The organism is Octadecabacter dasysiphoniae (assembly GCF_021532615.1).
Lineage (GTDB): Bacteria > Pseudomonadota > Alphaproteobacteria > Rhodobacterales > Rhodobacteraceae > Octadecabacter > Octadecabacter dasysiphoniae.
On record NZ_JAKGAQ010000005.1, the window covers coordinates 132999 to 159554 of the forward strand.

Sequence of the window (26556 nt, forward strand, 5' to 3'; positions counted from 1 at the left end):
CTGAATAATGAAGTTGAGCGAGTTTGATTTTGATCTGCCGGATGCGTTGATTGCCGTGCGGCCCGCGCGGCCCCGCACATCGGCGAAATTGCTGGTGGCGCAGGGGGACAGTACGCGCGACCTCGGCGTCAGTGATCTGGTGTCGGTGTTGCGGGCCGAGGATCATCTGGTGCTAAACGATACCAAGGTTATTCCCGCGCGCCTGTTCGGGGAACGCCACCGTGCATCCAGCGATGGCAGCGGGGCGGCCAAGATCGAAGTGACGTTGCTGGAACCCCAAGCGGACGGAACATGGGCGGCGTTGATCAAACCGCTGCGCAAGGTGCGTGACGGCGAACAGATCGTGTTTTCGCAAGACCTGTCGGCGGTTCTGGTGCATCGCTATGACGGTATGGGGTACCTAGAATTCAACCTCACGGGCGATGATTTTGATGCGGCCTTGAACGCGGCGGGTGCGATGCCATTGCCACCCTATATTGCGGCCAAACGGGCGGCAGATGCGCAAGACAAAGAAGATTACCAAACGGTATGGGCAGCCAATACGGGGGCCGTTGCCGCGCCCACTGCATCGCTTCATTTTGAACAATGGTTGCTCGATGATCTGGCGGCGATGGGCGTCAAGTTCAGCCATGTGACGTTGCATGTGGGGGCGGGCACCTTTCTGCCGGTGAAGGTGGATGATGTGGCCGATCACGTCATGCATTCCGAATGGGGGCAGGTCAGCGCGCAGGCTGCGGCAGATATCATGGCGACCAAGGCGGCGGGCGGACGTGTTATTCCTGTTGGAACAACGGCGCTGCGTCTGATCGAAAGTGCGGCGCGGTCTGGCACTCTGGAGCCGTGGGAGGGGGATACGGATATCTTCATCACGCCAGGGTTTGAATTCCAGGTTGCGGACGGGTTGATGACCAATTTCCATCTGCCCAAATCAACCCTGATGATGTTGGTGAGCGCGCTGATGGGGACGCAGCGTATCCGCGAGATTTACGCCCATGCGATTGCCCACGACTACAGATTTTTCAGCTATGGCGACAGTTCGATCCTGTTGCCAAAGGATTGATGTCGCGCCTGTGCGCTAAAGATGTTAAACTGTTCTTGTTTCGGATTACGGCAGATTATCCAGCCGATACCCGCCTTTGGTTTTAGGGCGGGGCGATAGCGTTGCGGGTCCCGGACCTGCGCAATTCCGAAAGATAGAATATGACAATACGACTGACACAACACAGCGACATTCCCGCCCTTTGCGACATCGCCGATACCACCTTGTTCCCCGGCGAGATGCTGACAGGAATGGTGACACCCGTTCTGGACGGGCTAAGCGATGCCGTTTGGCTGACGGCGCTTGACGGTGAAACCCCGCGCGGGTTTTGTTTTGCAGCCCCCGAGGACATGAGCAATGGTACGTGGAACATGCGCGCACTGGCCGTCGCACCCGAGGCCCATCGCCACGGATTCGGGCGAAAACTGGTTGCCACCCTTGAACAGAAATTGGGCGAAAGCGGTGCGCGGGTGCTGGTTGTAGATACGGCCAGCGACCCCGAACAGGCCCCGGCGCGGGCGTTTTATCACAGCCTTGGTTACACCCACGCGGGCACGATCCCCGCGTTTTGGGATGTGGGCAGCGACAAGGTCACCTTTTGGAAGGCATTGCCGGGCTAAAAGACGGGGCGCGGCGCGATTGTCAGATTGCGTCGCGCCTGTGTCGCATTTAGGGGCGACCACGGTTCGCGTTAGGATCAAAGCGGTTCTGACGGGAGTTGTCTGCGCCACATAAGGAATCGCGACATGTTGAAGGTTTTGATCGGGTCTTGGGCATTGTTTCTTGGCATGTTCATGTTGATGGTTGGCAATGGATTGCAGGGCACCTTGTTGGGGGTGCGCGGCGGCATTGAGGAATTCTCGACATTCCAGATGTCGATCGTGATGTCGGCCTATTTCCTTGGATTCCTTGGCGGGTCGCGGTTGGCACCGGATATGATCCGACGTGTGGGCCATGTGCGGGTGTTTGCCGCCCTCGGATCGACTATTTCGGCGGTTCTTATCCTGTATCCGGTGCTGGTTGATGTCTGGGCGTGGACGCTGGGGCGCATCGTGATCGGGTTTTGTTTTTCGGGTGTCTACGTGACAGCGGAAAGCTGGCTGAACAATTCTGCGACCAATGAAAACCGTGGCCAGTCGTTGTCGGTTTATATGTTGGCACAAATGTCGGGCATCGTGGTGGCGCAGGGTATTTTGAACGTCGGTGACGTGGGCGGATATGTGTTGTTCATTATCCCGTCGGTTCTTGTGTCGCTCGCGTTTGCGCCGATTTTGTTGTCGGTGTCGCCGACGCCTTCATTTGAATCGACCCGCCCGATGAGCATTCGCAATCTTGTCAGTATTTCGCCTTTTGCGTCTGTCGGCATGTTCTTGTTGGGTGGCGTGTTTGCCGCGCAGTTCGGCATGACGGCTGTTTACGGCACCCAAGCAGGGCTGAGCGTGGGACAGATTTCATTGTTGGTGTCGGTGATTTATATCGCGGCTTTGGCGGCGCAGTATCCGATCGGCTGGCTGTCGGACCGCATGGACCGGCGCATTTTGATCATCTGTGTCGCGGCGCTTGGCGGGGCGGGGGCGGTTGTGTCGGCGCTGTTTGGCGGGTCGTTTGTGATGTTGCTGGTCGGTGCGGCCTTGGTGGGCGGCACGTCCAACCCGCTGTACGCCCTGTACATCGCTTATGCGAACGATTTTCTTGAACACGAGGACATGCCGGCGGCCTCTGCCGGGTTCATCTTTATCAACGGGGTTGGTGCGATTTTCGGGCCGATCCTGATTGGTTGGGTCATGGGTGTGTTCGGCGAATCCGCCTTCTGGGTGGTGGTTGCAGTGTTGATGTTGCTGATGGCGGCCTACGGGGGCTTGCGGGTCTGGCAGCGCCCTAGCGATTGGGACATTGATGAAATGACGCCCTATGCGCCGGTGATGGCGAACGCATCGCCCATCGCGATGGACATGGCGCAGGAAATCTACATCGAGACAGAGCTGGAAGAACAGGCCGCGCAGGACAATCCGACGCCGTAATGCTTGCCAGACGATTTTGTTTCTGCAACGCTGATTTATGTAGTGAGTCGAATGTGTTGGGAGGCACCAGATGATCACGCCGGAGCAGGTTATTTCCTATTGGGTCGATGAAATTGGGCCCAAGGGATGGTACGCGGGCGGCGCGGAATTGGACGCCGAAATTCGTGAGAAATTTGAACCCACCCTGCGCGAGGCACAAAACGGCGCTTGCGGTTTGTGGCTGACATCTGCGGTGGGCATTCTTGGATATGTCATTCTGACCGACCAGCTGACGCGCAATATGTTTCGCGGTGAGGCAGAGGCCTTCGCCATGGATTCCAGCGCGCGTTCAGCGGCAAAAACCGCGATTGAAAGGGACTGGGATTTGCGGATCCCCGAACCCGAGCGCCAGTTCTTTTATTTGCCCTTGATGCATTCGGAAAACCTGATCGATCAGGACCGATGCGTGCGATTGATGTGCAAACGCCTGCCTGACAGCGGGGCGGATAATTTGCGCCATGCCTGTGCGCACCGCGACGTTGTGCGCCAGTTTGGACGTTTTCCCTATCGCAACAAAGCACTTGGGCGAACAACCACCGCCGCCGAGGCTGCGTGGATGGAGGCGGGTGGATATGCGCTTGCCCTTAAGGCGGTGGACGAAAAGGCGGCTGTTTGACCTGCGACCACACTGCATAGCCGGATTGCCGCGACGTCACTGGCCCCGATTGAAAATATAGTTTAATGCTAAACTAAATTCGGATGAGGAGAAGATTTCGTGGCTCAAAACTTTGATATGATCGTGATTGGCGCAGGCCCTGGTGGCTATGTGGCTGCTATTCGTGGTGCGCAGCTTGGCCTGTCTGTCTGTGTGATTGAACGCGAACATCTGGGCGGTATTTGTCTGAACTGGGGCTGTATCCCGACCAAAGCGATGTTGCGGTCTGCCGAAGTGTTCCACCTGATGCACCGCGCTAAGGATTTCGGTCTGTCGGCGACAGGGATCGACTATGATCTTCCGGCGGTTGTGAAACGATCGCGCGGCGTCGCAAAGCAATTGTCGGGCGGCATCGGTGGCCTGCTGAAAAAGAACAAATGCACGGTCATCATGGGCGAGGCGACGATTTCGGGTAAGGGCAAAGTTACGGTCAAGACCGACAAAGGCACCGAGGACGTGATGGGGAAGAATATCATTGTTGCCACGGGTGCACGCGCACGCAACCTGCCGGGCCTTGAACCTGACGGCGATCTGGTCTGGATGTACAAGGACGCGCTGGACCCGCCGCGCATGCCCAAGAAGCTGCTGGTCATCGGATCAGGCGCGATTGGCATCGAATTCGCGAGTTTTTACAACACTTTGGGTGCTGACACGACAGTTGTCGAAGTCATGGACCGCGTGCTGCCCGTTGAGGATGCCGAGATTTCTGCCTTTGCCAAAAAGGCGTTCAAGAAGCAGGGCATGAAGATCATGGAGAAATCCATGGTCAAGCAGCTGGATCGCGGTAAGGGCAAAGTCACGGCCCATATCGAGACAGGCGGCAAGATTGAACAGCACGAGTTTGACACGGTGATTTCCGCGGTCGGTATCGTCGGCAATTTCGAAGGTCTGGGGCTGGAAGAGGCGGGCGTGAAGATTGACCGCACCCATGTTGTGACTGACGAATACTGCCGCACGGGTGTTGATGGCGTTTATGCCATTGGTGACATCGCAGGCGCGCCGTGGTTGGCCCATAAGGCATCGCACGAAGGTGTCATGGTGGCTGATCTGATCGCCGGAAAAACCGCGCATCCGGTGAAGCCTGAAACGATTGCCGGTTGTACCTATTGCCACCCGCAGGTTGCGTCTGTCGGCTTTACCGAAGCCAAGGCGAAAGAGCTGGGCTATAAGATCAAGGTTGGTCGGTTCCCGTTCATTGGCAACGGTAAGGCGATTGCACTGGGGGAGCCCGAGGGCCTTGTCAAAACGATTTTTGACGAGAAAACCGGTGAATTGCTTGGTGCGCATATGATTGGCGCGGAAGTGACCGAGATGATTCAGGGCTATGTGATCGGGCGCAAGCTTGAGACCACCGAAGAAGACCTAATGGAAACCGTGTTCCCGCATCCGACGCTGTCAGAAATGATGCATGAAAGCGTGCTGGATGCCTATGACCGCGTGATCCATATCTAAACGCCAAGGGCGTTCGCACCCGGGGCGACGTGCCACTAAATCCACATGGGGCGCTGTTCATTCAGCGCCCTTTTTCATTGCCCCTGAACCCGGTCAGGCGTAGCCACGTCGCATGACTGATCCGCGCACCCATTGGCCCTTGATTGCCCTGCTTTGGACGACCGGCCTTTTGGCGGCCGCGCAGTTTGCAAAACTGACGCTGACGATTGACGCGCTGAGCGACGTTTACCCCGGAATGCCCGTGCCGTTGGCCGTGTCGGGCGTGTCTGTTGTCGGGATATTGGGCGGCGCGTTGGCCGGGTTTTTCGTGGCCAAGATCGGCGCGCGCCGTGCCGTGTTGCTGGCGGTGGCGGCGTCTGGATTTTTGTCGCTGTTTCAAGGGATTGAGATGCCGTTCGCCGCGTTTATGGCCACGCGCATTTTTGAAGGCTTCGGGCATTTGCTGCTGGTTGTGGCCCTGCCGACGATGATGGTTGCTTTGTCCAAGCCAAGCGACAAACCCGTTGTCATGGGGCTTTGGGGGACGTTTTTCGGGGTGGGTTACGCGCTGTTGGCGCTGGTTGTTCCAAGCCTTGAGGCATGGGGCGGTGTGCGTGCGGTTTATGTTGGTCACGGGATCTTGTTGGTGGCGATTTTTCCGGTGTTGTGGGCGCTGTTGCCCCGCGTGATGGCAGCGGGGGGCACTATGCCCGATGTTATGGCGGTGCACCGCGCGATTTACGCCAACCCGCGATATTTCGCGCCGGGGTTGGGGCACGGGATTTATACAGCGATCTTTATCGCGCTGGTGGCGTTTTTACCAAACGCCTTGGGCGCGGTGTGGCTGACCGCTGTGCTGCCGCTGGCCAATCTGTCTGGCACCTTCGTAAGCGGGTTTATTGCGCGCCACATTCCAGCGTCAAAACTGTCGATCGGCGGGTTCGCGGTGGCTGGCGTGTTATTTGCTATGATGGGTGTGACCGGGTCCATCGCCGTGGCCTTGTGCGCGATGTTTGCAACAGGCGTGACGGCAGGGGCCAATTTCGCCGCCGTTCCAGAATTCAACCACACACCGCAGGATCAGGCGCGCGCGAATGGGGCCATGGCGCAGCTTGGCAATATCGGCACGTTCAGCGGCACGCCCCTTTATGCGCTGGTCGCCGCCAGCCTGTGGGGGATCACCGGTGTCAGCATCGCGATTTGCGTGGCGGGTGTCATTTTTGCGGGGCTTGCCTACCGCGCTGCAAGAATGTCAGCAGAGATGCGTTAAATCTTTCCTATGTTCGCGCAATGTTCTAGATAGGGGCTGGTCACCGCCCGCATCTTCCCTATGTGGTGGTGGGTAATATAGGGGGCTGTCATGGCTGAGCTGAAGAACATCGAAGTGCGCGGTGCGCGTGAACACAATCTCAAGAACATCGATGTCGACATTCCGCGCGACCAACTTGTTGTTATTACGGGGCTTTCTGGGTCGGGTAAGTCATCCCTCGCGTTTGATACGATCTATGCGGAAGGCCAGCGGCGCTATGTGGAATCGCTAAGCGCCTATGCGCGCCAGTTTCTTGATATGATGGGCAAGCCGGACGTGGACCATATTTCAGGTCTGTCCCCTGCGATTTCGATTGAACAAAAGACCACCAGCAAAAACCCGCGGTCTACCGTGGGCACGGTCACAGAAATTTACGATTATATGCGCCTGCTGTTTGCGCGCGTCGGCACACCCTATTCCCCGACGACGGGCCTGCCGATTGAAGCCCAGCAAGTGCAAGACATGGTCGATCGTGTGATGGACATGGAAGAAGGGACGCGCGGTTTCCTTCTGGCGCCCATCGTTCGGGACCGCAAAGGCGAATATCGCAAGGAATTCCTTGAGCTGCGCAAGCAGGGCTTTACCCGCGTCAAGGTCGATGGTGAGTTCTATGAGCTGGATGAGCCGCCGACGCTGGATAAGAAATTTCGCCATGACATCGACGTGGTCGTGGACCGGATTGTGGTGCGCGAAGGGCTGGAAACACGATTGGCGGACAGTTTTCGCACGGCGCTGGATTTGGCGGACGGTATTACGATTCTGGAAACCGCACCCAAAGAGGGCGAACCCGAGCGGTTCACATTTAGCGAGAATTTCAGCTGCCCTGAATCCGGTTTTACCATCCCCGAGATCGAACCGCGCCTGTTTTCGTTCAACGCGCCGTTCGGGGCCTGCCCAAGCTGTGACGGTCTGGGGGTTGAGCTGTTTTTCGACGAAGCGCTGGTTGTGCCCGACAAAACGCTGAAGATTTACGATGGCGCGCTTGCGCCGTGGCGAAAGGGGAAATCGCCGTATTTCCTCCAGACGATTGAGGCCATCGCCAAGCACTACGAATTCAACAAGAATACCCGTTGGAAAGACCTACCCGCGTTTGTGCAGCAGGTGTTTTTGCACGGCTCTGGCGATGAAGAAATCAAGTTCCGGTATGATGAAGGCGGGCGTGTTTACACTGTGTCGCGCGCGTTTGAGGGCGTGATCCCGAATATGGAACGGCGCTACCGGGAGACGGATTCAAACTGGATCCGCGAAGAATTCGAACGCTATCAAAACAACAGATCTTGCGGCACGTGCGGCGGGTTCCGCCTGCGGGAAGAGGCGTTGGCCGTTAAAATCGGCAAGCCGGGCGCGTTGTTGCACGTGGGTGAAATCGTGCAGATGTCGATCAAAGAGGCGTTTGAGTGGTGCCAATCCGTGCCCGACGCGCTGACCAAGCAGAAGAACGAAATCGCCACAGCGATCCTGAAAGAAATTCGTGAACGCCTTGGGTTTCTGAACAATGTTGGCCTTGAATATCTGACGTTGTCGCGCAATTCGGGCACGTTGTCGGGGGGGGAATCCCAGCGTATTCGTTTGGCATCGCAGATCGGGTCGGGGCTTCAGGGTGTTTTGTACGTGCTGGATGAACCATCGATCGGTTTGCACCAGCGCGACAATGACCGTCTGTTGACCACGCTGAAAAACCTGCGTGATCAGGGCAATACAGTGATTGTGGTTGAACACGACGAAGAAGCCGTGCGCGAGGCGGATTATGTGTTCGACATCGGGCCGGGTGCGGGTGTGCACGGCGGGCAAGTGGTGGCCAAGGGCACCCCGGCCGAAATTATCGCGAACCCCGACAGCATCACGGGGGACTACCTTGCGGGGCGTCGTGAGATTGCGGTGCCGGCCAAACGGCGCAAGGGCAACAAGAAAAAGGTGACCGTCAAGAAGGCGACAGGCAACAATTTGCAGGGGATCACTGTTGATTTCCCGCTTGGGAAATTTGTCTGTGTGACGGGCGTGTCGGGGGGCGGTAAATCGACCCTGACGATTGAGACGTTGTTCAAAACTGCCAGCATGAACCTGAACGGCGCGCGCCAAACGCCTGCGCCTTGCGAAACCATCAAAGGGCTTGAGCATCTTGATAAGGTCATCGACATTGACCAACGCCCGATTGGCCGCACGCCGCGATCCAATCCTGCGACCTACACGGGTGCGTTCACGCCGATCCGCGATTGGTTTGCCGGACTGCCAGAGGCGAAAGCGCGCGGATACAAACCCGGCCGGTTCAGTTTCAACGTCAAAGGCGGGCGATGCGAGGCCTGTCAGGGCGATGGTGTCATTAAGATCGAGATGCACTTTTTGCCCGATGTCTACGTGGAATGTGAAACCTGTAAGAGCGCGCGCTATAACCGCGAAACGCTTGAGATCAAATTCAAGGGTAAGTCGATTGCGGACGTTCTGGACATGAATGTCGAAGAGGCGCAGGGGTTCTTTAAGGCGGTGCCGAGCATTCGTGACAAGATGGATGCGCTGATGCGGGTCGGCCTTGGCTATATCAAAGTGGGCCAGCAAGCGACGACATTATCAGGCGGTGAGGCGCAGCGCGTGAAGCTTTCCAAAGAGCTCGCTAAACGGTCCACAGGTCGCACATTGTATATTTTGGACGAACCAACCACCGGTTTGCACTTTGAAGATGTTCGAAAATTGCTAGAGGTGCTGCACGAGCTGGTGGACAGCGGCAACACCGTGATCGTGATTGAACACAATCTTGATGTTGTGAAAACTGCCGACCATGTGATCGATATCGGGCCCGAGGGTGGCGATAAAGGTGGTGTTGTGGTCGGTGTGGGCACGCCCGAACAGATCGCCGACGTAGAAGGATCGTACACCGGCCACTACCTGAAACCGATGTTGCAGCCAAAGACTGTCGCCGCGGAATAAGGCGTTCGTTCAAATCTGAGCGTTTCGGGCAGAATGTCGCATTCCTTTGCGGCATGTCGACCCCATGTCCTGTGTTAGATCACAGGAGAGACGCCAGATGACCACCGCCAGCACGAACACAAACGAAACCGCCAAGTCGAACTTGTCGGCCAAGATTGACGATTGGAATGCCCGTTACGATGTGTGGTGTGACACGTTGGAAGCCAAGATTTTGGCGGTCGTTTGGACCGGTGTTTTGGTGCTGGTCACAGCCGTTGTGATCTTTGGCTATCCTGCCTTGATCATTGCGGCGCTCACGGCGGTGCCGGTGATCTTTTTCTTCTTATGGAAGATCACCGTCGGACAGTGATCAATCGTTAAAGTCGCCCGCCAAATGGGGGAGCATGGCAGAGAAATCCATGCCGCCCATGCCGTGGAGTTCGACAAAATCGGCGTAGACCTGGGTGGCGCGTGCGCCCATGGGGGTCGATGCGCCTGTCGCTTCCGCGGCCTGTTGGGACAGGCGCAGATCCTTGAGCATCAATTCAGCTGAAAACCCCGGGATGTAGGAATTGTCCGACGGGCTTTGGGGGCCGACGCCGGGTGCGGGGCAATAGGTGTTCATCGACCAGCTTTGGCCCGACGATGTGCTGACGACGTCAAACATGGACTGGCGATCAAGGCCGAGTTTGTCAGCCAGTGCGAAGGCTTCGCAGGTGGCGATCATGGTGGCGCCAAGGATCATGTTGTTGCAGATTTTTGCCGCCTGTCCGGCGCCGGATGCACCGCAGTGCACGGCCTTTTGACCCATGATGTCAAACAGCGGCGCGACGCGCGCGAAAGCTTCGGAGGTGCCGCCCGCCATGAATGTCAGGGTGCCGTTGGTTGCCCCGCCAATTCCACCCGATACAGGGGCGTCAACAGCCATTAACCCTTTTGCATCAGCTGCTTGTGCGGCGTTCTTCGCGCTTTGAACGTCAACGGTGGAACAATCCAGATGCACTGCGCCGGCAGTCATTGATCCATGAATTTCATCGCACACCACGCTGAGGATATGGCCGTTGGGCAGCATCGTGATGACGACGTCTGCGCCCTGTACCGCGCCAGCAGCGACAGGCGCGCAATTGATACCGTCGGGCGTTGCTACGGGGTCAAATCCGGTCACGTTATGACCGGCGGCAATCAGGCAGCGGGCCATGGGCGCGCCCATATTTCCAAGACCGATAAAGGCGATATTCATGGCGTTTCTCCGGTTAAATCTAGCGGTGGATCGGTTGGGTAGGTCATGCGCAGAACGTCAGCGCCGGATACATCCTGCCATGTGGCGTGGCGCCATCTTGGGGTGCGGTCACGATCAATTATCGCGGCGCGGATGCCTTCGACGAAATCGCCGTGTTCCATTGCGCGCGAGGTAAAGCGGAATTCCTGATCAAGGGCGGCTTCGATGGTGTCGGACATGCGCACTTTGTGGATCAGACCCACCGTCGCGCTGAGGGACAGGGGGGAATGGCGGTTCATCAGTTTTTGCGCGTGGGCCAATGCGTCGGGCGGATCGCCCGGAATCGCGCGCCAGATGTCACCCAAGGATTGGCCACCGAACACCGCGTCAATATCGGGCTGCCATGCGGCAAGGCGGCTGTCCGGTGGCGTCTGCGCGAGGGCATCAACGGCGTCCCAATCGCCCGTGTTGCACAGGTTAAAGATGAGCGCGGGCCAGTGGGCGCGGGGAATGTAGTAATCGGCGAAGCCTGCGAAAATCGCATCGCCCGCATCCATGCGATCGCCAGTCAGGCCGAGGAATTCGCCAATCCGACCGGGTGCGCGCGCCAGAATGAGGGAACCGCCGACATCGGGCACGAGGCCGATGGACACCTCTGGCATGGCGATCTGGCTGGTTTCGCACACGATGCGGTGCGATCCGTGGCACCCCACGCCGACGCCGCCGCCCATGGTGAAGCCGTGCAGGAATGTGACCACAGGTTTGGGGAAGTTGAACAGCTTGGCATTAAGGCGGTATTCGTCGCGCCAAAAGCGATCCCCGTAGGTGAAATCGCGCTGTTTTCCTGTGTCGTACATTTCCTGAATATCGCCGCCCGCGCAGAAGGCTTTGTCGCCCGCGCCGTCGATGATCAGCAGGGCAATTTCGGGGTCGTTTTTCCAACCGTCGAGGGCCGTTTCGAGTGCGAGGCACATCTCGTGGGTGAGGGCGTTCAGCGCGTCTTCGCGGTTGAGGGTGATGCGGCCTGCGTGGCCGTCGCGCCGGATCAGGATGTCTGTCATGTGATGAGGTGCCGTGCCGTGATGAGCCGCATGATTTCGTTGGTCCCTTCGAGGATTTGGTGCACGCGCAAATCGCGCACGATCTTTTCCAACCCGTAATCGGCGAGGTAGCCGTAGCCGCCGTGTAGTTGCAAACATTGGTCTGCGACGCGTGATCCGGTTTCTGTGCACAGCTTCTTGGCCATGGCGCAAAAGGCCGTTGCGTCGGGCGCGCCTGTGTCGAATTTCCAGGCTGCTTGGCGCAGGAACGTGCGGGCGGATTGCAGTTCGATTTCCATATCTGCGAGGCGGAATTGCAGGGCTTGAAACTGATCAAGTGATTGGCCGAATGCGTGGCGTTCGTGCATATAATCGAGCGTCTTTGTCAGGGCGGATTGCGCAGCCCCGATGGAACACGCAGAGATGTTCAATCGCCCTCCATCCAGTGCTTTCATTGCATATTTGAAGCCTTTGCCGGTTTCACCCAGCAGATTGTCAGCGGAAATGTTGCATTTGTCCAACTGGACGGCGCGTGTGGGTTGGTTGCGCCAGCCCATTTTATCCTCGAGCCCGCCAAAGGTCAGGCCGTCTGCGCCGTCTTCAATCACGAATGCGGATATGCCTTTGGCCCCTGCATCGCCAGTGCGGGCCATGACAATATAGGCGTCTGAATACCCGCCGCCCGAGATGAACGCCTTTGTACCGCTAAGGGCATATCCGGTGTCAGTTTGGGTGGCTTTTGTGCTGAGTGCGGCGGCGTCTGACCCGCTGTTTGGTTCGGTCAGGCAGTACGACATGATACGGTCCATCGACACGGCGCCGGGCAGGATGCGGGCCTTTAGATCGTCTGATCCATAGGTGTCGATCATGGTGGCGCACATGTTGTGGATCGACAGGAAGGCGGCGACGGATGCGCAGGATGCGGACAGGGCTTCGAAGATCAGCGTGGTGTCGAGGCGGCTGAGTTCTGTGCCGCCCGACGCGTCAGAGACATTCAAACCGCCAAAGCCGAGTTCGGCGAGTTTGGGCCACAGATCACGGGGGATTTCGCCCGCTTTGTCCCAACTTTGGGCGAAGGGCGCGATATGTTCGATGCCGAACGCATGGGCCATATCAAAGATCGCGGATTGTTCATCCGTCAGGGCAAAATCCATCAGCGCAATCCGGTCATAAGGGCAGGTTCCGTCATACCCCGAAGTGTGCCGTATTGCGTCAGCGGCGTCTAGATCAGAGCAGGCGAACCTGCGTGCCAACTTCGACGACCGAGAACAATTCTGTGATGTGTTCGTTGTAAAGACCAATGCACCCCGAGGAGCTTTGGCGGCCGATTTTGCGCGTGTCGTGTGTGCCGTGGATCAGGTAGTAGGGCCAATCGAGGTACATGGCATGTGTGCCAAGGGGATTGCCCGGTGCACCGCCTTCGATAGAAATCGGCAGATCGGGGTCGCGTTCGCGCATGCTGCTGGTCGGGGTCCAGGATGGGCCGACACGTTTGCGCACGATGCGCGAATAGCCGCGGCGCGTCAGTTCTTCGGTCATCGGAACCGAGGAGGGATACAAACGGTAGGTGCCATCGGAGGCCCAGTAGTGCAGGGCGCGTGACGTGATATCAGCGAGGATCGCGCCAGAGCCGAGCGTTTCGAAGTGATCCTGCCAGGACTGCGTCACAAAAGAAGATGCATTGCGATCCGGCGCATCCTGCTGTGCACGTAAAATGGTGGGGGCGGCCAAGGTTGCGGCCGCGCCGAGAATGAATGTGCGTTTGGTCTGCATGATATGCTCCATCCGTGTGTTTGACTTCGATTTCACACGGATGGCGCGTTTGATCAATGCTTGCACGCTCACCTTCGCGTTATTTTGCTTAGGTGATGGTGATTGAGCCACGCATGTTGCGGTGTGGCCCGCAGCGGTAGTCAAAGGACCCGGCGCCGTTAAATGTCAGGCTGGCGCTGTCGCCGTTGCCCAGAAGGCCCGTGTCGAACCCACCGTTCAGGTCTTGTGCGCTGTGGCGCATGCGGTCTTCGTTAACCCATGTGATCGTATCACCAGCCGAGATTGTCAGATCCGCAGGACTGAACGCCATGTCTTTGATCGTCACAATGTGCGTCGTTTGGGCGCGTGCGGTGGTTGCCAGAACAGGCAGGGCGAGGGCGGCGGAAGCGCTAAGACGCAGGAAGTTACGGCGAGTTGTCATTGGGTCGTCCTTTCAAATACATGCCCGCCTTTTTCGGCGGATCAATCATAGTTACGGCGGTTGTGTAAATTAAGTTTCAGGCGGGCGCAGTTTTTTTTGATTTAGGGACAGATCAGGCATCAATGTTGAGCTGTGCCAACACTTCGGGGCGTTCATTGCCCAGAATATCGAAGGCCTGTTCGGGGGTGCGGGCGATGCGGACAAGCAGTGTCGGGGATTGCGCATAGGGCACGCGTAAAATTGCGGAAAGATCTGCGGGCGGGCCGTCGGGGGCGAAGAACACAAACAGATGTTCGCCCGTTGATTGTGGGTATGCATCCGCGAGGTGGCCGATCAGTTTGAAAAATTCATTGTAATCGACGTCATAGCTGGTGACGCGGCTGAAATCGAAAAAGTGGGGTTGGCCTTGGTAATTCGCGCCTTCTTTGGAGAACTGTTTTAGCGCCTGCGCGATATCAGGTAGGGTCACGTGCCCGAAATAGCGAATAAACACCAAAATCGGGTCATGGAAAATTTTGTACGTTACTGGCATTTGATGCGCCCCACCGCAGTTCGTTTTGCGATGGGGCACCAAATGTGCGTGTTCGTCAATCCATTGCCTTGAAGTTGAATTCGCCACCTTCTTTGATACCGGATGGCCAGCGGGCCGTTACCGTCTTGGTGCGGGTGTAGAATTTGAACGCGTCAGGGCCGTGTTGGTTCAGGTCACCAAACACGGATTTCTTCCAGCCGCCGAAGGTATGATAGGCCAGCGGAACAGGGATCGGCACGTTGATCCCGACCATGCCGACGTTGATACGGGAGGCGAAATCGCGGGCTGCGTCACCGTCGCGGGTAAAGATCGCAGTGCCGTTGCCCATTTCATGATCCATGGCGAGGCCGATCGCCTCTTCGTAGGACGCGGCGCGCACGGTGGACAACACAGGGCCGAATATTTCGTGCTTATAGATGTCCATGTCGGGCGTGACGTTGTCAAACAGGTGCGGGCCGACGAAAAAGCCGTCTTCATAGCCCTGAAGGCCGAAGTCGCGCCCATCCACGACCAGCTTCGCGCCCTGATCAATGCCAGTTTGGACCAAGCGTTCGATGTTGGCCTTGGCTGCGGATGTCACGACGGGGCCGTAATCCACATCATTTCCCGCCGTGTAGGGGCCCACGCGCAGTTTTTCGATGCGTGGGATCAGTTCTTCGATCAGCTTATCAGCGGTTTCATCGCCAACGGGCACAGCCACGGAAATCGCCATGCAGCGTTCGCCAGCCGCGCCGTAACCTGCGCCAACCAATGCATCTGCGGCTTGCGCCATGTCGGCGTCGGGCATGATGATCATGTGGTTTTTCGCGCCGCCAAAACACTGGACCCGTTTGCCGGATGCGCAGCCGCGACCGTAGATATATTCGGCGATGGGGGTGGACCCGACAAAGCCGATAGATTGGATTGTGTCGTTGTCGATAATTGCATCGACGCTTTCTTTGTCTCCGTTGATGACCTGAATGATACCCGCAGGAAGGCCTGCTTCCTCAAGCAGTTCGGCCAGCATCAACGGCACGGATGGATCACGCTCAGACGGCTTCAGGATGAAGGCGTTGCCACAGGCGATGGCGGGCGCGAACATCCACATGGGGATCATCGCTGGAAAATTGAACGGCGTGATTCCTGCTGTGACACCAAGGGCTTGGCGCATGGAATAGATGTCGATTCCGGGGCCTGCGCCGTCTGTGTATTCACCTTTCAGCAGTTCGGGCGCGCCGATGCAGTATTCCACCACTTCAAGCCCGCGCTGCACGTCGCCTTTGGCGTCTGGCAGGGTTTTGCCGTGTTCGCGGCTCAGCGCCTCTGCCAGTTTGTCCATATCGCGGTTCAGCAATCCGACAAATGCCATCAACACACGGGCGCGGCGTTGCGGGTTTGTTGCGGCCCACGCGGGCTGGGCTTTGGCGGCGATGTCGACGGCTGCGTCAAGTTCGGCCACAGAGGCGAGCGGCACCTTGGCCTGCACTTCGCCCGTCGCGGGATTGAAGACATCGGCGAAACGCCCTGATGTGCCTTTGACGTGCGCGCCGTTGATGTAGTGGGTGAGTTCTGTGGTCATGGAAGCCTCCTGAGATTTTGGCCATCATAGTCTTGCGTTTTCGTCTGGAAAAGCGCTGATATGGCAAATTCATTTTGCAAATTTATAGGTATGACATGCAGTGGGACGACATGCGGGTGTTTTTGGCCGTGGCGCGCGTTGAAAGTTTAAGCCGCGCCGCGCCGACGTTGCGCATGGATGCGGCAACCGTCGGGCGGCGGATTGCGCGGCTTGAACGACAGGTGGGTGCCGCGCTGTTCGTGAAATCCCCGCAGGGCTATGCGTTGACAGATCTGGGCGTGCGGATGCGCGATCATGCCGCCGAGGCCGAAGCATCGCTTGGCTTGGCGGTTGAAGAGGCGCGCGGCGATCAAATCGGGCTGAGCGGGCAAATCCGCATTGGTGCGCCAGATGGGGCCGCCAATTATCTGCTGCCGCAGGTTTGTGCGGCGATTGGTGCGGATAATCCGGGCCTTGAAATTCAGATCCTTGCATTGCCGCGGGTTGTGAACCTGTCCAAACGAGAGGCCGACATGGCGTTGACGGTATCCCCGCCCCAAGCAGGCCGCCTGATCGTGCAGAAAGTGAGCGATTATCGATTGCATCTGGCCGCACCGAAGGGCGCGGATATCACGACGCGCGATGACCTGCGGGGGCGTCGCGTTGTCGGATATATCCCCGATATGATTTTCGATAAGGAACTGGATTACCTTGGCGAATTGGGCGCTGGCGGGGTTCAGCTGGCGTCAAATTCGGTGGCGGTACAGGCGATGGCGCTGCGTGCGGGGGCGGGCGTTGGGATCGTCCATGATTTCGCATTGCCCTTCGCACCTGAGTTGAAACGGGTGCTGATTGATGAGGTGTCTTTGACGCGGTCTTTTTATCTCGTGCGCCACGCCAGTGACCGCACGTCAGAGCGTTTGACCCGATTTTCAGAGGCGTTGAGCGCGGGTTTGAAGGCCGAGATTGCGCGCCTTGAACGTCAGGTCGCTTGAACAATGGGGGGGCTGGGGGCTAGGCTGGTGGTGAAAAGCTCAGGAGATTATCATGATCGTATCCCAAATCCTCAAATCTAAAGCCCTGGATGGTGTTTTGACGCTAACGTCTGATGCGTCGGTGTCGGATGCCGCTGCAATCATGTCAGACAAGCGGATCGGTACGATTGTGATCAGTGATGACGATGGAAAAACCGCCGCTGGCATTTTGTCAGAGCGCGATATTGTGCGTGAGTTGGGCCGGAATGGCGCGGCCTGCATGGGCAAAAGCGTTGCGGATATGATGACGCGCAAATTGGTCACCTGCGGGCCGTCTGATACGTCTGATGCGGTTTTGGCCAAGATGACGGAAGGGCGGTTTCGCCACATGCCCGTGATCGAGGACGGCATGTTGGTCGGGCTGATTTCGATCGGAGATGCGGTGAAGGCGCGCTTGTCTGAACTGGCGATGGAGCGTGATGCGCTTGAAGGTATGGTGATGGGCCACTAACCCGCTTGCCAATTGCTGTGCAATCGGGTGTCTTAACATCGCAATATCAAAGAGGTCGCCATGCGCGTAGGGCTGTATCCGGGAACGTTTGATCCCGTCACATTAGGGCATTTGGACATCATCCGGCGGGCCTGTTCGTTGGTGGACAAACTGGTGATCGGGGTTGCGATCAACCGCGATAAGGGGCCGTTGTTTGATCTTGAAGAACGGGTTGCGATGATTGAGGCGGAATGTGCCGCGTTGTCCGCGCAAACCGGTTGCGAGATTGTCGCACATCCGTTCGAGAATCTGTTGATCAGCTGTGCCAAGGATGTCGGAGCGAGCATTATCATTCGTGGTTTGCGCGCCGTAGCCGATTTTGAATATGAATATCAGATGGTTGGCATGAACCGGCAGTTGGACGACACGGTTGAAACTGTGTTCTTGATGGCCGAAGCCCAGCATCAGGCGATCGCGAGCAAGCTTGTCAAAGAAATTGCACGGCTGGACGGCGACGTGAGCAAATTTGTCCCCCCCGCCGTGCACGCAGCCCTGCGCAGCAAGTTAGAAAAGTAAGCAGCTGACGCGATGCCACTGGCCCATGTGGGCAGCCGCCACATCAGCCAAAATGTGTTTGAAACTGCGCCTTGAGCGTTTCTGCAGGCGTGACCCCATTGATGAAGTGCAGCGGCGTGCCGTCCCCATCAAGTAGGGCGAGCGTGACGTGGGGCTGGCCAATGCTCCGCTGAAACGCGGCACCGGCGGCAGTTGTAATGTTGGCCACCAAATAGGTGTATCCCTCATTGCAGTTGGCCAGTGCGGTGCGGGTTTCGCGTTGCAACGCTTGGCACAACTGACAACTCGGGTCGTGGATTTGAACGATGGTGGGTGTGCCTTGGCCGATCTTTGTCAGGTCGGCTTCAGCCATGGTCTTGCGAAAGTCAAACGCGAAGGCTGTGCCGCCTGCGGCCACAACGACAGCGCCCGCGCCATAGATGGCCCCGCGTTGAAGAATATCGCGCCGCGTGAGTGGTTGGGGAACCGGCACCGAGGTTTTCTGGCGGGTGCGTTTTTTGGGTTTGGGCATGGTGCGTCCTTTTGTTTGGACGCACCATGACCTGATTGATCACAGAAGGGGTTTCACAGCTGTTCACGACCCCGTGAGGTCTGTGCGCCCAGTCCCTTAACCGTAGACCGCGCGTGTCGCGATGGCGTCTGCGTCGGACGGGAATAAGCCCAGATCAACAATAGCCAGTTCTGTTGGCAGATTTGCGATCTCGTAGCGTGTGCGGTTGTAGGCTGCACGTTTGGCAAGGCGGTCGCGGAGGTTTGTCATCAAAGTCATTGCGTATCCTTTCCATGGATAATGCGTTGGTGTTGATCAACATCTAGCTATGCTGCGCTGCAGCGGTAGACCTATGTTTGCGCTATCGGGATTGCGTTTTCTGCATAGGTCGTTTTGCAGTGCGCACAAAAAAAGGGCCACCCGAACGGGCAGCCCCTTGATTACTGGATTATTTTTGGTTTACAGAAGCTTGCCCATCGCAACAGCGGTGTCGCCCATGCGGTTGGAGAAGCCCCATTCGTTGTCATACCACGTAAGAATGCGGCACAGATTGCCGTCCATCACCTTGGTTTGGTCTGTTGCGAAGATGGAAGAATGGGGATCATGGTTGAAGTCCATGGACACCAGTTTCGCATCCGTAACGCCCAAAACACCCTTCAGCGGGCCGGACGCGGCGGCGGCATGCATCAGTTCGTTGATTTCTTCGACCGTTGTGTCGCGGTTGGTTTCAAACGTCAGGTCTACGCAGGACACGTTGGGCGTTGGAACCCGGATCGCGACACCATCAAGAATGCCGTTGAGTTCTGGCAGCACGAGGCCCACGGCCTTGGCGGCACCCGTGGATGTCGGGATCATCGACATGGCCGCAGCGCGGGCGCGGTAGAGGTCGGAATGCATTGTGTCCAGCGTCGGCTGATCACCCGTGTAGCTGTGCACTGTCGTCATAAAGCCGCGTTTGATGCCGATCGCATCATTAAGAACCTTGGCCACAGGCGCGAGGCAGTTTGTCGTGCAAGACGCGTTCGACACGACGATATCATCTGCCGTCAACGTGCTATCGTTCACACCGTAAACGATTGTCTTGTCGGCATTTTTACCCGGTGCAGAAATCAGAACGCGGGACGATCCGTTTTCAAGGTGGGCCTGACATGCCTCTTTAGAGGTAAAGATACCTGTGCATTCCAGCACGATATCAATGTGGCCCCACGGCAGATCGGCGGGGTTGCGGATGGCGCTGACCTTGATCGGGCCACGGCCCACATCGATGGTGTCTTCTGTCGTTGTAACCTGTTGCGGGAAACGGCCATGGACTGAATCGTATTGCAGCAGGTGCGCGTTGGTTTCAACAGGGCCAAGGTCGTTGATCGCGACGACTTCGATGTCTGTGCGGCCGGATTCGATGATGGCGCGCAACACGTTGCGTCCGATACGGCCAAAGCCGTTGATTGCTACTTTTACGGTCAAGTGAGCCTCCATAATGTGGTAAGCGGGGGTGGCTGCGGAGTGCCGCCACTGTTGGCGCTAACATCCCCAAATTTCGCGGAAGGTCAACCCACCCGCGCAAGCGCTAGCGCCAGATCGCCATATAGTTCATCAGGTCAACCAGCTTTTTGGCAAGAAACACGAACGCATTGAGGTGCAGCACGTAGTGATCAAGGGCGAAAAAGCCGGCTATCAAAAGCGCGAGGATAAAGGCGATTTTTGTCGTCATGCCGCAGGTCTAGCGGCTGGGGACCGGTTTGCAAAGACCGTGACATCGCCGACCTTGTCGCGCGGTTGATCTGGGGTAGGGGCGTGCCATGACAAAGCTGATCGCAATTGAGCGCGCGTGACACCGGGCGCGCAGACCTGCAACCTGCGCGGGCGGGTGCGGTGGACACCGATGCAATCCATGTGGATGTTTGCGCACGGTGTTCTGGTTGGCATGGCGAGGCCGTTGGGGATGATCCGCCAGCATGACATGCGTGACTGGCACCAACGCCAGACAAAATGCCCGCCCCATCCAAGCCATCGCGCCGGACTACGCCGCGTTTAGTTTAAACGACCCATGTGGGCTGCGACATCGGCCATGCGCACCGAAAATCCCCATTCGTTGTCATACCATGCCAGAACCCGCACCGTGCGTCCGCCGATGACCTTGGTTTGATCGGGGGCAAAGATGGACGATTGTGGGGTGTGATTGAAATCGATGCTGACCTTGGGTTCGGGATCATAGGACATGACCATGCCCATATGGCCCGCACAGGCCTTTGCGACGGCGTCGTTTACATCGGCGACGGTGACGTCCTGTGCGGCCTCGAATGTGAGATCGACGGCAGACACGTTTGGTGTGGGAACGCGCAGGGCGGTGCCGTCAAGTTTGCCTTCCATCTCCGGCAGCACGAGGGACAGCGCCTTGGCGGCACCTGTGGATGTTGGGATCATCGCCATGGCGGCGGCACGGGCGCGGTACAGATCATCGTGGCGACGATCCAGCGTGGGTTGATCGCCTGTGTAGCTGTGAATTGTCGTCATGATCCCGCGATCAATGCCGATTTCGTCATTGAGGACTTTGACCAGCGGCGCGAGGCAATTTGTCGTGCATGACCCGTTGGACACCATGCGGTGGTCTGCCGTGAGGTCGCGGTGGTTCACGCCGTACACGATGGTTTTATCAACATTGCTGGCGGGCGCAGAAATCAGGACTTTGCCTGCGCCGCGGTCTAGGTGGATCGCGGATTTGTGGCCGTCGTTGAATTTGCCCGTGCATTCAAGAACAACATCGCAGCCGTCCCAATCCAGCTCGGTCGGGTCATAGGTAGACATCATGTCAATCGGGCCGCGCCCGAGGTCGAGCTTGCCGTTTTCGACCGTAATGGTTCCCGGAAAGCGGCCATGCACAGAGTCGTAGCGCAGCAAGTGTGCGTTGGTTTCAACGGGGCCGGTTGCGTTGATTTTGACGACCTGAATGTCGTTGCGCGCGGCTTCTGCGATGTGGGACAGGGTGCAGCGACCAATGCGGCCAAATCCGTTGATACCTACCGTGACAGTCATTTTCCGGGTCTCTCCATTCGCATTGGCGTTGGTCATGGTGTAGGCGGCGCACAGCGGCATACCAAGGAAAATCTGACTTATTTCAGTGTGTTAGCGTTAACTTCCGGCGGCATTTGCGCGTTTGCGCTAACGGTTTGCGCCAACACTGGGCGCATAAAGACTGGCGCGCGGACAGGACGGCGTTACACCCTTATGCGAAGAGAATCGGTAACGACATATAAAAGGTATTTGAGATGAGCGGTTTGATTGCCCTGTTGGACGATGTTGCAGCACTAACGCGGGTGGCGGCGACCAGTCTGGATGATGTGGCAAGCATGGCGGCAAAAGCGGGCACCAAGGCCGCTGGTGTGATCATCGATGATGCCGCTGTGACGCCCAAATATGTCACTGGGTTAAGCCCCAAACGCGAACTGCCGATCATCTGGAAGATCGCGCGTGCGTCGTTCTTTAGCAAATTGGTGATTTTGCTGCCCGTCGCGATGCTGCTGAACGTGTTTGCGCCATTCTTGCTGATCCCGCTGTTGATGCTGGGCGGGCTTTATCTGTGTTTCGAGGGGGCGGAAAAGATTTACCATGTGTTGGCGCCCCACGGTGACGCCCACGTCGACAAAGACATGGATGTTGGCGACGCGGCACACCTTGAAGAAACCCGCGTCAAAGGCGCGATCAAGACGGATTTCATCCTGTCCGCCGAGATCATGACGATTTCACTGAACGGGATTGTTGCTGAATTTCCCGATGCCGGGCTTTGGTTGCAAGGGGCCACATTGGCCGCCGTTGCGATTGCGATCACCATTGCTGTCTACGGAACCGTCGCATTGATCGTGAAGATGGATGACGTGGGCGCGTGGATGGCGTTGAACGGGCGCACGGGCCTTGGCCGCGGAATTGGCACCGGGCTGGTCAAAGGCATGCCGCATTTGTTGACTGTGCTGTCCGTGGTGGGCACGGCCGCGATGCTTTGGGTCGGGGGATCGATCCTTGTGCATGGTTTGCATGATCTGGGCCTCGACAATGGACCCTACGAATGGATCAAATCGCTGGCCTACAGCATTGCTGGTGACAGCGGGTTTGGCAAATGGGCCGTCACGGCCTTTGCGGACGGGATCATTGGTTTGGCTGTCGGTTTGATGCTGATCCCGCTGATCACAAAAGTCATCGCGCCGATGATTGGATCAAAGGCGCATTAGGACCCGAACCCACGCGAGCGCTGTTGAAGCGCCGTGTAGGTATAGGATTGGCGAATGTTGCCTTCGTTCTGGGGGCGGAATTGAGGATCGGACCGGATACAGCCCAGACCGCAAACCTGACGGGTGGAAAATGTCTGGAAATCCACCAGCCAAACGCGCCCGCCCGGCGTTGAGACGTATCCATCTATCCCGTAATCGAAATCTGATTCCAGATCGACGACCGAGGGCACTTCGTTGTCATAGGCAGCGGCAAAGGATCCGTGGGTGTGATAGCTGGCGATGATGCCTTGGCCCACGCGTGGTTCAGGCATCAGGCAGCTTGCAAAATTGCCCGCACGGGGCGGTGTGGCCTGTAGGCGGCCAGCGGTATCGACAAAGAAATAACCGCAGTATTCGCGCCGTCCTGAAAAGGAACGCGCTTGAAGCGTGTCAAGGTAACGGGCCGCGAAGGCATCGACCGTCGGGCCGCTTGGTGCATTTGCGGGGGCGACGCTGAAGCCGACATTTTCCTGACGCGGGGCGTTTGACAATCCCGAAGGACTGGGCTGCGTGAAGGTTTGACCGCTTGGCGCATCACACCCCGCAAGGGCAAGGGACGCGGCAGCAAACAGGGCGGTCAAACGGATCATGGCAAATTCCTCAAATACTTGGCAAAGCCTAACAGAACGACAGCGGGCCACAACGCTGTGTTGTGGCCCGTGTTTCAGATTTTGGATTGCATTCAGGCGATTAGATCGCGCACTTTTTGGGCCGTTGCCTCTGCGGTGATGCCAAAATGTTCGAACAGTTCCGGGGCAGGGGCCGAGGCGCCAAAACCGGGCATGCCGATAAAGCCCGATTTTTGTTCGCGGCCACGTTCGCCCATCAACCATTTGTCCCAACCTGTGCGTACGCCTGCCTCGATTGCGACACGTACGGGACCGCCGGGAAGAACACGTTTGCGAATGTTTTCTTCCTGCGCTTCGAACAGTTCCCAGCACGGCATGGACACAACGCGCGTGCCGATGCCCTCAGCCTCAAGAATGTCGCGGGCGGCCATGGCGACGGAAACCTCTGACCCCGTGGCCATTAGGATCGCCTGACGTTTGCCATTTTCGGCGTCGGCCAGCACGTAGGCGCCTTGTGCCGACATGTTCTTGGTTTTGTGATCGGTGCGCACGAGTGGCAGCCCCTGACGGGACAGACACAGCACGGACGGCGTTTTCTTTTCCGTCAGGGCGAGTTCCCAGGCTTCGGCCACTTCCACTGAGTCAGCGGGGCGGAAGACGTGTGTGTTGGGTGTCGCGCGCAACATGGCGAGGTGTTCAACAGGCTGGTGTGTTGGCCCGTCTTCGCCAAGGCCGATGCTGTCGTGTGTCATAACGTAGACTGTGGGGATTTCCATCAATGCAGACAGGCGCATGGCACCGCGGGCGTAATCGGTGAAGCACATGAACGTGCCGCCGTAGGGGCGGATGCCGCCGTGCAAGACCATGCCGTTCATCGCGGCTGCCATACCATGTTCGCGCACACCGTAGTGGATGTAGCGACCCGCGCGGTTGTCGGGGTTGAACACACCCTGATCAGGCGATTTGGTGTTGTTGGACCCTGTGAGGTCGGCAGAGCCGCCAACGGTTTCTTGCATGATCGGGTTGATCACGCCCAGCACCGCCTCAGAGGAGGAGCGCGTCGCGACCTTTTTGCCGGCCTCGGATGCGTCCTTTTTGAACGACTTGATGGCTGCCGACAGTTTCTTGGGTGCGTCCAGCGCGAAGGCGCGGTTGAATTCGTCCTGCTTGGATTTGGACAGCTTGTCGAAACGGGCCTGCCATTCGGCGTGGGCGGCTGCGCCGCGGGTGCCCATGGCTTCCCACTGGGATTTCACATCTGCGGGGATTTCGAACGGGCCGCCGGACCAGCCGTAAGCCTCTTTCGCGGCCTTAAGCTGGTCTGCGTCTGTCAACGCGCCGTGCCCTTTGGAGGTGTCCTGTGCCGCGTGGCCCAGTGCGATGTGGGTTTTGCAGTTGATCATGGACGGACGCGGATCGGCCTTGGCGGCTTTGATCGCATCGTCAATGGCCACAGGATCGTGGCCGTCAATATCGATCACGTGCCAGCCGGAGGCGACAAAGCGCGCAGATTGGTTGGTGATGTCGGCCATGTCGACCGTGCCGTCGATGGTGATGTTGTTGTTGTCAAAGAAACAGATCAGATGGCCGAGCTGTTGCATACCGGCAAGGCCAATCGCCTCTTGGGAGACACCCTCCATCAAGCAGCCGTCGCCGGCGATGACATAGGTGTGGTGGTTGATGACGTTTTTGCCGTGACGCGCGCGCAGGATTTCTTCGGCGATGGCGAAGCCGACGGAATTGGCGATGCCCTGACCGAGCGGACCGGTCGTCGTTTCAATCCCTTCCATGTGGCCGTATTCGGGGTGGCCCGCGGTGCGTGCACCCAGTTGGCGGAAATCCTTGAGCTGTTGCAGCGTGGCCTGTTTGTAACCTGTGAGGTGGAGCAGCGCATACAGCAGCATAGAGCCGTGGCCTGCGGACAGAATGAAACGGTCGCGGTCAGCCCAGTGGGGCGCTTTGGGATCAAAGCGCAGGTGGTTCTGAAACAGCACGGTCGCAACATCGGCCATGCCCATTGGCATACCGGAGTGGCCTGAATTGGCAGCCGCAACGGCGTCCAGCGTTAGGGTGCGGATCGCGGCGGCGCGCATCCAATGCTCGGGGTGGGCTTTGCGGAGGGCTTGGATGTCCATGAATGCGGTCCTTTGGGCTGCGATGTTTGGCGTTAGGAGGGTCATAACACCGCCCCGCCCAAGATCAAGCTGGATAGGTGGTTTGGATGAAGGCTGTGCCGTAGGGTGCTGATTAGGTTGAATTTTCAGCGTTTGCCGCCTTGGAGGCGATGGCATAGGCTTTAACCACGAAGGCGCGATTCGAAATGAGGCGCCTCAAGCAGCAGCGGATTTGGCGCACAGGCCGGACCGGAAAGGACAGGCGGATGAGCGAACTTCCCCAACTTGAAACGCGGATTACAGCCGCGCTAGAGCGGATCAGAAATGGTCTGGATGGTCTTTCAGCGCCCGCACCGGTGACTGAAGCGCCCCCCCAAATCGATGCGGAGGCGGTTTCGGCGCAGGTTGCCGAACTGAATGCGCAGTTGGATGAGGAAAAGACTGCCAATGCCCAGCTTGAAGAACGGGTGAAGTTGTTGAAAGAACGCCAGGACGGCAAACTGGCGGAACTGGAAAGCAACGTGGACGCCGGGCGGGCAAGATCTGCGCGGATGGATCGCGAATTGCAACGCCTGCGTCAGGTGAACGCAGAGCTACGGGACATCAATGGCCAGCTGCGCGAAGCGCTGAGCGAAGGCGTGAGCGAGCCGCATCTGGTCAACAAAGCCATGCTGGCCGAGCTTGAAGCGCTGCGTGCAACACGGGCTGCGGATGCCGCTGAAATGGACGCGATTTTGCAAGAACTGACGCCGATCATTGAACGGGAGGCCGCAGATGCCACAGGTTGAGATCAAAATCGGGGGCCGCAATTTTGATGTGGCCTGCCAAGAAGGCGAAGAACAGTTCTTGATGACGGCCGCGGCGATGCTGGACGTTGAGGCGTCATCGTTGAGCACGCAAATTGGACGGATGCCCGAAAGCCGCATGTTGTTGATGGCGGGGTTACTGTTGGCGGATCGCACCGCTGGTCTTGAGGATAAAGTCCGGGAGGCCGAAGGGCGCGCGGCGCACCTGCAAGCGCAGCTTGAGGCGGCCCAAAGTGGCGGCGGTGTTGAACGCGTAGAAGTGCCGGTGATGCCGAGTGAAGTTATTGATACAATGGCAGAAATCGCGGCCCGTGCTGAGGCGTTGGCAGAAGAGGTCGAAGGCCGTTCGGCCTAGACC

The 26556-nt window shown here is 57.9% G+C and carries 29 protein-coding genes; 15 read left to right on the top strand and 14 right to left on the bottom strand.

Translation table 11 applies throughout. The features are described 5' to 3' along the window. Nucleotides 1-7: 7 nt before the first annotated feature. The 8 genes from queA (at nt 8) to L0664_RS16990 (ending at nt 9765) form a co-directional block, all read left to right on the top strand. Nucleotides 8-1060: a tRNA preQ1(34) S-adenosylmethionine ribosyltransferase-isomerase QueA gene (queA, locus tag L0664_RS16955; RefSeq protein WP_235227084.1), complete on the top strand. Its 1053-nt coding sequence runs from the start codon at nt 8-10 to the stop codon at nt 1058-1060. Between the two features lie 140 nt (nt 1061-1200). After that, nucleotides 1201-1659: a GNAT family N-acetyltransferase gene (locus L0664_RS16960; protein ID WP_235227085.1), complete on the top strand. Its 459-nt coding sequence runs from the start codon at nt 1201-1203 to the stop codon at nt 1657-1659. A gap of 126 nt (nt 1660-1785) precedes the next feature. After that, a complete protein-coding gene (locus tag L0664_RS16965) occupies nt 1786-3060 on the top strand; it encodes an MFS transporter (RefSeq protein WP_235227086.1) in 1275 nt (424 codons plus the stop codon). A gap of 70 nt (nt 3061-3130) precedes the next feature. Next, the gene (locus L0664_RS16970) at nt 3131-3715 is read left to right on the top strand and encodes a DUF924 family protein (RefSeq protein WP_235227087.1); all 585 of its coding nucleotides are present in this window, start codon (nt 3131-3133) and stop codon (nt 3713-3715) included. Nucleotides 3716-3832: 117 nt separating this feature from the next. Beyond that, nucleotides 3833-5206 carry a dihydrolipoyl dehydrogenase gene (lpdA, locus tag L0664_RS16975; RefSeq protein ID WP_235227211.1) on the top strand — a complete coding sequence of 458 codons (1374 nt, stop codon included), beginning with the start codon at nt 3833-3835 and terminating at the stop codon, nt 5204-5206. A 112-nt stretch (nt 5207-5318) separates the two neighbouring features. Then, nucleotides 5319-6455, top strand: a complete 1137-nt coding sequence (locus L0664_RS16980) for an MFS transporter (protein WP_235227088.1) — start codon at nt 5319-5321, stop codon at nt 6453-6455. Between the two features lie 90 nt (nt 6456-6545). Beyond that, nucleotides 6546-9416 (top strand): excinuclease ABC subunit UvrA, encoded by a 2871-nt coding sequence (uvrA, locus tag L0664_RS16985; RefSeq protein WP_235227089.1) that lies wholly within the window; start codon nt 6546-6548, stop codon nt 9414-9416. A 97-nt stretch (nt 9417-9513) separates the two neighbouring features. Next, nucleotides 9514-9765: a hypothetical protein gene (locus tag L0664_RS16990; protein WP_235227090.1), complete on the top strand. Its 252-nt coding sequence runs from the start codon at nt 9514-9516 to the stop codon at nt 9763-9765. Here the strand turns inward: L0664_RS16990 and mmsB are convergent, their stop codons facing one another. From mmsB to L0664_RS17025, 7 genes are all read right to left on the bottom strand, one after another. Continuing rightward, entirely contained in the window at nt 9766-10635 is an 870-nt protein-coding gene (gene mmsB, locus L0664_RS16995; protein WP_235227091.1) for a 3-hydroxyisobutyrate dehydrogenase, read from the bottom strand. Then, the gene (locus L0664_RS17000) at nt 10632-11675 is read right to left on the bottom strand and encodes an enoyl-CoA hydratase/isomerase family protein (RefSeq protein ID WP_235227092.1); all 1044 of its coding nucleotides are present in this window, start codon (nt 11673-11675) and stop codon (nt 10632-10634) included. The genes mmsB and L0664_RS17000 overlap by 4 nt, the downstream gene beginning before the upstream one ends. Beyond that, nucleotides 11672-12808 carry an acyl-CoA dehydrogenase family protein gene (locus tag L0664_RS17005; protein ID WP_235227093.1) on the bottom strand — a complete coding sequence of 379 codons (1137 nt, stop codon included), beginning with the start codon at nt 12806-12808 and terminating at the stop codon, nt 11672-11674. Before L0664_RS17005 ends, L0664_RS17000 begins: the two co-directional genes overlap by 4 nt. A gap of 73 nt (nt 12809-12881) precedes the next feature. Continuing rightward, on the bottom strand, nt 12882-13439 hold the full coding sequence (locus L0664_RS17010) for a L,D-transpeptidase (RefSeq protein ID WP_235227212.1): 558 nt from the start codon (nt 13437-13439) through the stop codon (nt 12882-12884). Nucleotides 13440-13515: 76 nt separating this feature from the next. Continuing rightward, entirely contained in the window at nt 13516-13848 is a 333-nt protein-coding gene (locus tag L0664_RS17015; protein ID WP_235227094.1) for a cupredoxin domain-containing protein, read from the bottom strand. A 112-nt stretch (nt 13849-13960) separates the two neighbouring features. Continuing rightward, entirely contained in the window at nt 13961-14380 is a 420-nt protein-coding gene (locus tag L0664_RS17020; protein ID WP_235227095.1) for a hypothetical protein, read from the bottom strand. A gap of 55 nt (nt 14381-14435) precedes the next feature. Then, on the bottom strand, nt 14436-15938 hold the full coding sequence (locus L0664_RS17025; RefSeq protein ID WP_235227096.1) for a CoA-acylating methylmalonate-semialdehyde dehydrogenase: 1503 nt from the start codon (nt 15936-15938) through the stop codon (nt 14436-14438). 95 nt (nt 15939-16033) lie between these two features. Between L0664_RS17025 and L0664_RS17030 the strand changes: the two genes are divergently transcribed. The 3 genes from L0664_RS17030 to coaD are packed head-to-tail and all read left to right on the top strand — an operon-like array spanning nt 16034 to nt 17957. Continuing rightward, nucleotides 16034-16912 carry a LysR family transcriptional regulator gene (locus L0664_RS17030; protein WP_235227097.1) on the top strand — a complete coding sequence of 293 codons (879 nt, stop codon included), beginning with the start codon at nt 16034-16036 and terminating at the stop codon, nt 16910-16912. Nucleotides 16913-16964: 52 nt separating this feature from the next. After that, nucleotides 16965-17402 carry a CBS domain-containing protein gene (locus L0664_RS17035; RefSeq protein ID WP_235227098.1) on the top strand — a complete coding sequence of 146 codons (438 nt, stop codon included), beginning with the start codon at nt 16965-16967 and terminating at the stop codon, nt 17400-17402. Between the two features lie 60 nt (nt 17403-17462). After that, on the top strand, nt 17463-17957 hold the full coding sequence (gene coaD / locus L0664_RS17040; protein WP_235227099.1) for a pantetheine-phosphate adenylyltransferase: 495 nt from the start codon (nt 17463-17465) through the stop codon (nt 17955-17957). Nucleotides 17958-18000: 43 nt separating this feature from the next. On the opposite strand, the gene L0664_RS17045 is transcribed toward coaD, so the two are convergent. The 4 genes from L0664_RS17045 to L0664_RS17060 form a co-directional block, all read right to left on the bottom strand. Then, nucleotides 18001-18468, bottom strand: coding sequence for a hypothetical protein (locus tag L0664_RS17045; protein WP_235227100.1), 468 nt, complete (start codon nt 18466-18468; stop codon nt 18001-18003). A 96-nt stretch (nt 18469-18564) separates the two neighbouring features. Continuing rightward, nucleotides 18565-18726 (bottom strand): hypothetical protein, encoded by a 162-nt coding sequence (locus tag L0664_RS17050; RefSeq protein WP_235227101.1) that lies wholly within the window; start codon nt 18724-18726, stop codon nt 18565-18567. Between the two features lie 180 nt (nt 18727-18906). Beyond that, nucleotides 18907-19911: a type I glyceraldehyde-3-phosphate dehydrogenase gene (gene gap, locus L0664_RS17055; protein WP_235227102.1), complete on the bottom strand. Its 1005-nt coding sequence runs from the start codon at nt 19909-19911 to the stop codon at nt 18907-18909. 103 nt (nt 19912-20014) lie between these two features. Continuing rightward, nucleotides 20015-20158, bottom strand: coding sequence for a hypothetical protein (locus L0664_RS17060; protein ID WP_235227103.1), 144 nt, complete (start codon nt 20156-20158; stop codon nt 20015-20017). A gap of 107 nt (nt 20159-20265) precedes the next feature. Between L0664_RS17060 and L0664_RS17065 the strand changes: the two genes are divergently transcribed. Beyond that, nucleotides 20266-20406 carry a hypothetical protein gene (locus L0664_RS17065; RefSeq protein ID WP_235227104.1) on the top strand — a complete coding sequence of 47 codons (141 nt, stop codon included), beginning with the start codon at nt 20266-20268 and terminating at the stop codon, nt 20404-20406. A gap of 72 nt (nt 20407-20478) precedes the next feature. Here the strand turns inward: L0664_RS17065 and gap (L0664_RS17070) are convergent, their stop codons facing one another. Continuing rightward, nucleotides 20479-21480, bottom strand: a complete 1002-nt coding sequence (gene gap, locus L0664_RS17070; RefSeq protein ID WP_235227105.1) for a type I glyceraldehyde-3-phosphate dehydrogenase — start codon at nt 21478-21480, stop codon at nt 20479-20481. A 233-nt stretch (nt 21481-21713) separates the two neighbouring features. Here gap (L0664_RS17070) and L0664_RS17075 point away from each other — a divergent pair, with 233 nt between their 5' ends. Beyond that, the gene (locus L0664_RS17075; RefSeq protein WP_235227106.1) at nt 21714-22670 is read left to right on the top strand and encodes a DUF808 domain-containing protein; all 957 of its coding nucleotides are present in this window, start codon (nt 21714-21716) and stop codon (nt 22668-22670) included. Here L0664_RS17075 and L0664_RS17080 read toward each other — a convergent pair. Together L0664_RS17080 and tkt are read right to left on the bottom strand one after the other, a co-directional pair. Further along, a complete protein-coding gene (locus L0664_RS17080; protein ID WP_235227107.1) occupies nt 22667-23299 on the bottom strand; it encodes a DUF4329 domain-containing protein in 633 nt (210 codons plus the stop codon). The two genes, L0664_RS17075 and L0664_RS17080, sit on opposite strands and share 4 nt — an antisense overlap. A gap of 92 nt (nt 23300-23391) precedes the next feature. Further along, complete coding sequence (gene tkt / locus L0664_RS17085; RefSeq protein ID WP_235227108.1) at nt 23392-25413, bottom strand: transketolase; 2022 nt, start codon at nt 25411-25413, stop codon at nt 23392-23394. 245 nt (nt 25414-25658) lie between these two features. Here tkt and L0664_RS17090 point away from each other — a divergent pair, with 245 nt between their 5' ends. Both L0664_RS17090 and L0664_RS17095 read left to right on the top strand, forming a co-directional pair. Next, nucleotides 25659-26180 (top strand): hypothetical protein, encoded by a 522-nt coding sequence (locus L0664_RS17090; RefSeq protein ID WP_235227109.1) that lies wholly within the window; start codon nt 25659-25661, stop codon nt 26178-26180. Next, a complete protein-coding gene (locus L0664_RS17095) occupies nt 26167-26553 on the top strand; it encodes a cell division protein ZapA (RefSeq protein ID WP_235227110.1) in 387 nt (128 codons plus the stop codon). Before L0664_RS17090 ends, L0664_RS17095 begins: the two co-directional genes overlap by 14 nt. Nucleotides 26554-26556 lie beyond the last annotated feature (3 nt).

Coding starts and splice junctions, on each gene's coding strand:
- L0664_RS17030 (WP_235227097.1), top strand. CDS start 16,034: ATGCAGTGGGACGACATGCGGGTGTTTTTGGCCGTGGCGCGCGTTGAA.
- tkt (WP_235227108.1), bottom strand. CDS start 25,413: ATGGACATCCAAGCCCTCCGCAAAGCCCACCCCGAGCATTGGATGCGC.
- L0664_RS16960 (WP_235227085.1), top strand. CDS start 1,201: ATGACAATACGACTGACACAACACAGCGACATTCCCGCCCTTTGCGAC.
- lpdA (WP_235227211.1), top strand. CDS start 3,833: ATGATCGTGATTGGCGCAGGCCCTGGTGGCTATGTGGCTGCTATTCGT.
- L0664_RS17080 (WP_235227107.1), bottom strand. CDS start 23,299: ATGATCCGTTTGACCGCCCTGTTTGCTGCCGCGTCCCTTGCCCTTGCG.
- L0664_RS17000 (WP_235227092.1), bottom strand. CDS start 11,675: ATGACAGACATCCTGATCCGGCGCGACGGCCACGCAGGCCGCATCACC.
- L0664_RS17025 (WP_235227096.1), bottom strand. CDS start 15,938: ATGACCACAGAACTCACCCACTACATCAACGGCGCGCACGTCAAAGGC.
- mmsB (WP_235227091.1), bottom strand. CDS start 10,635: ATGAATATCGCCTTTATCGGTCTTGGAAATATGGGCGCGCCCATGGCC.
- coaD (WP_235227099.1), top strand. CDS start 17,463: ATGCGCGTAGGGCTGTATCCGGGAACGTTTGATCCCGTCACATTAGGG.
- L0664_RS17095 (WP_235227110.1), top strand. CDS start 26,167: ATGCCACAGGTTGAGATCAAAATCGGGGGCCGCAATTTTGATGTGGCC.
- L0664_RS17050 (WP_235227101.1), bottom strand. CDS start 18,726: ATGACTTTGATGACAAACCTCCGCGACCGCCTTGCCAAACGTGCAGCC.
- L0664_RS16980 (WP_235227088.1), top strand. CDS start 5,319: ATGACTGATCCGCGCACCCATTGGCCCTTGATTGCCCTGCTTTGGACG.
- L0664_RS16965 (WP_235227086.1), top strand. CDS start 1,786: ATGTTGAAGGTTTTGATCGGGTCTTGGGCATTGTTTCTTGGCATGTTC.
- queA (WP_235227084.1), top strand. CDS start 8: ATGAAGTTGAGCGAGTTTGATTTTGATCTGCCGGATGCGTTGATTGCC.
- L0664_RS17010 (WP_235227212.1), bottom strand. CDS start 13,439: ATGGAGCATATCATGCAGACCAAACGCACATTCATTCTCGGCGCGGCC.
- L0664_RS17090 (WP_235227109.1), top strand. CDS start 25,659: ATGAGCGAACTTCCCCAACTTGAAACGCGGATTACAGCCGCGCTAGAG.
- L0664_RS16970 (WP_235227087.1), top strand. CDS start 3,131: ATGATCACGCCGGAGCAGGTTATTTCCTATTGGGTCGATGAAATTGGG.
- L0664_RS17075 (WP_235227106.1), top strand. CDS start 21,714: ATGAGCGGTTTGATTGCCCTGTTGGACGATGTTGCAGCACTAACGCGG.
- L0664_RS17045 (WP_235227100.1), bottom strand. CDS start 18,468: ATGCCCAAACCCAAAAAACGCACCCGCCAGAAAACCTCGGTGCCGGTT.
- gap (WP_235227105.1), bottom strand. CDS start 21,480: ATGACTGTCACGGTAGGTATCAACGGATTTGGCCGCATTGGTCGCTGC.
- L0664_RS17035 (WP_235227098.1), top strand. CDS start 16,965: ATGATCGTATCCCAAATCCTCAAATCTAAAGCCCTGGATGGTGTTTTG.
- L0664_RS16990 (WP_235227090.1), top strand. CDS start 9,514: ATGACCACCGCCAGCACGAACACAAACGAAACCGCCAAGTCGAACTTG.
- L0664_RS17020 (WP_235227095.1), bottom strand. CDS start 14,380: ATGCCAGTAACGTACAAAATTTTCCATGACCCGATTTTGGTGTTTATT.
- uvrA (WP_235227089.1), top strand. CDS start 6,546: ATGGCTGAGCTGAAGAACATCGAAGTGCGCGGTGCGCGTGAACACAAT.
- L0664_RS17005 (WP_235227093.1), bottom strand. CDS start 12,808: ATGGATTTTGCCCTGACGGATGAACAATCCGCGATCTTTGATATGGCC.
- L0664_RS17060 (WP_235227103.1), bottom strand. CDS start 20,158: ATGACGACAAAAATCGCCTTTATCCTCGCGCTTTTGATAGCCGGCTTT.
- L0664_RS17015 (WP_235227094.1), bottom strand. CDS start 13,848: ATGACAACTCGCCGTAACTTCCTGCGTCTTAGCGCTTCCGCCGCCCTC.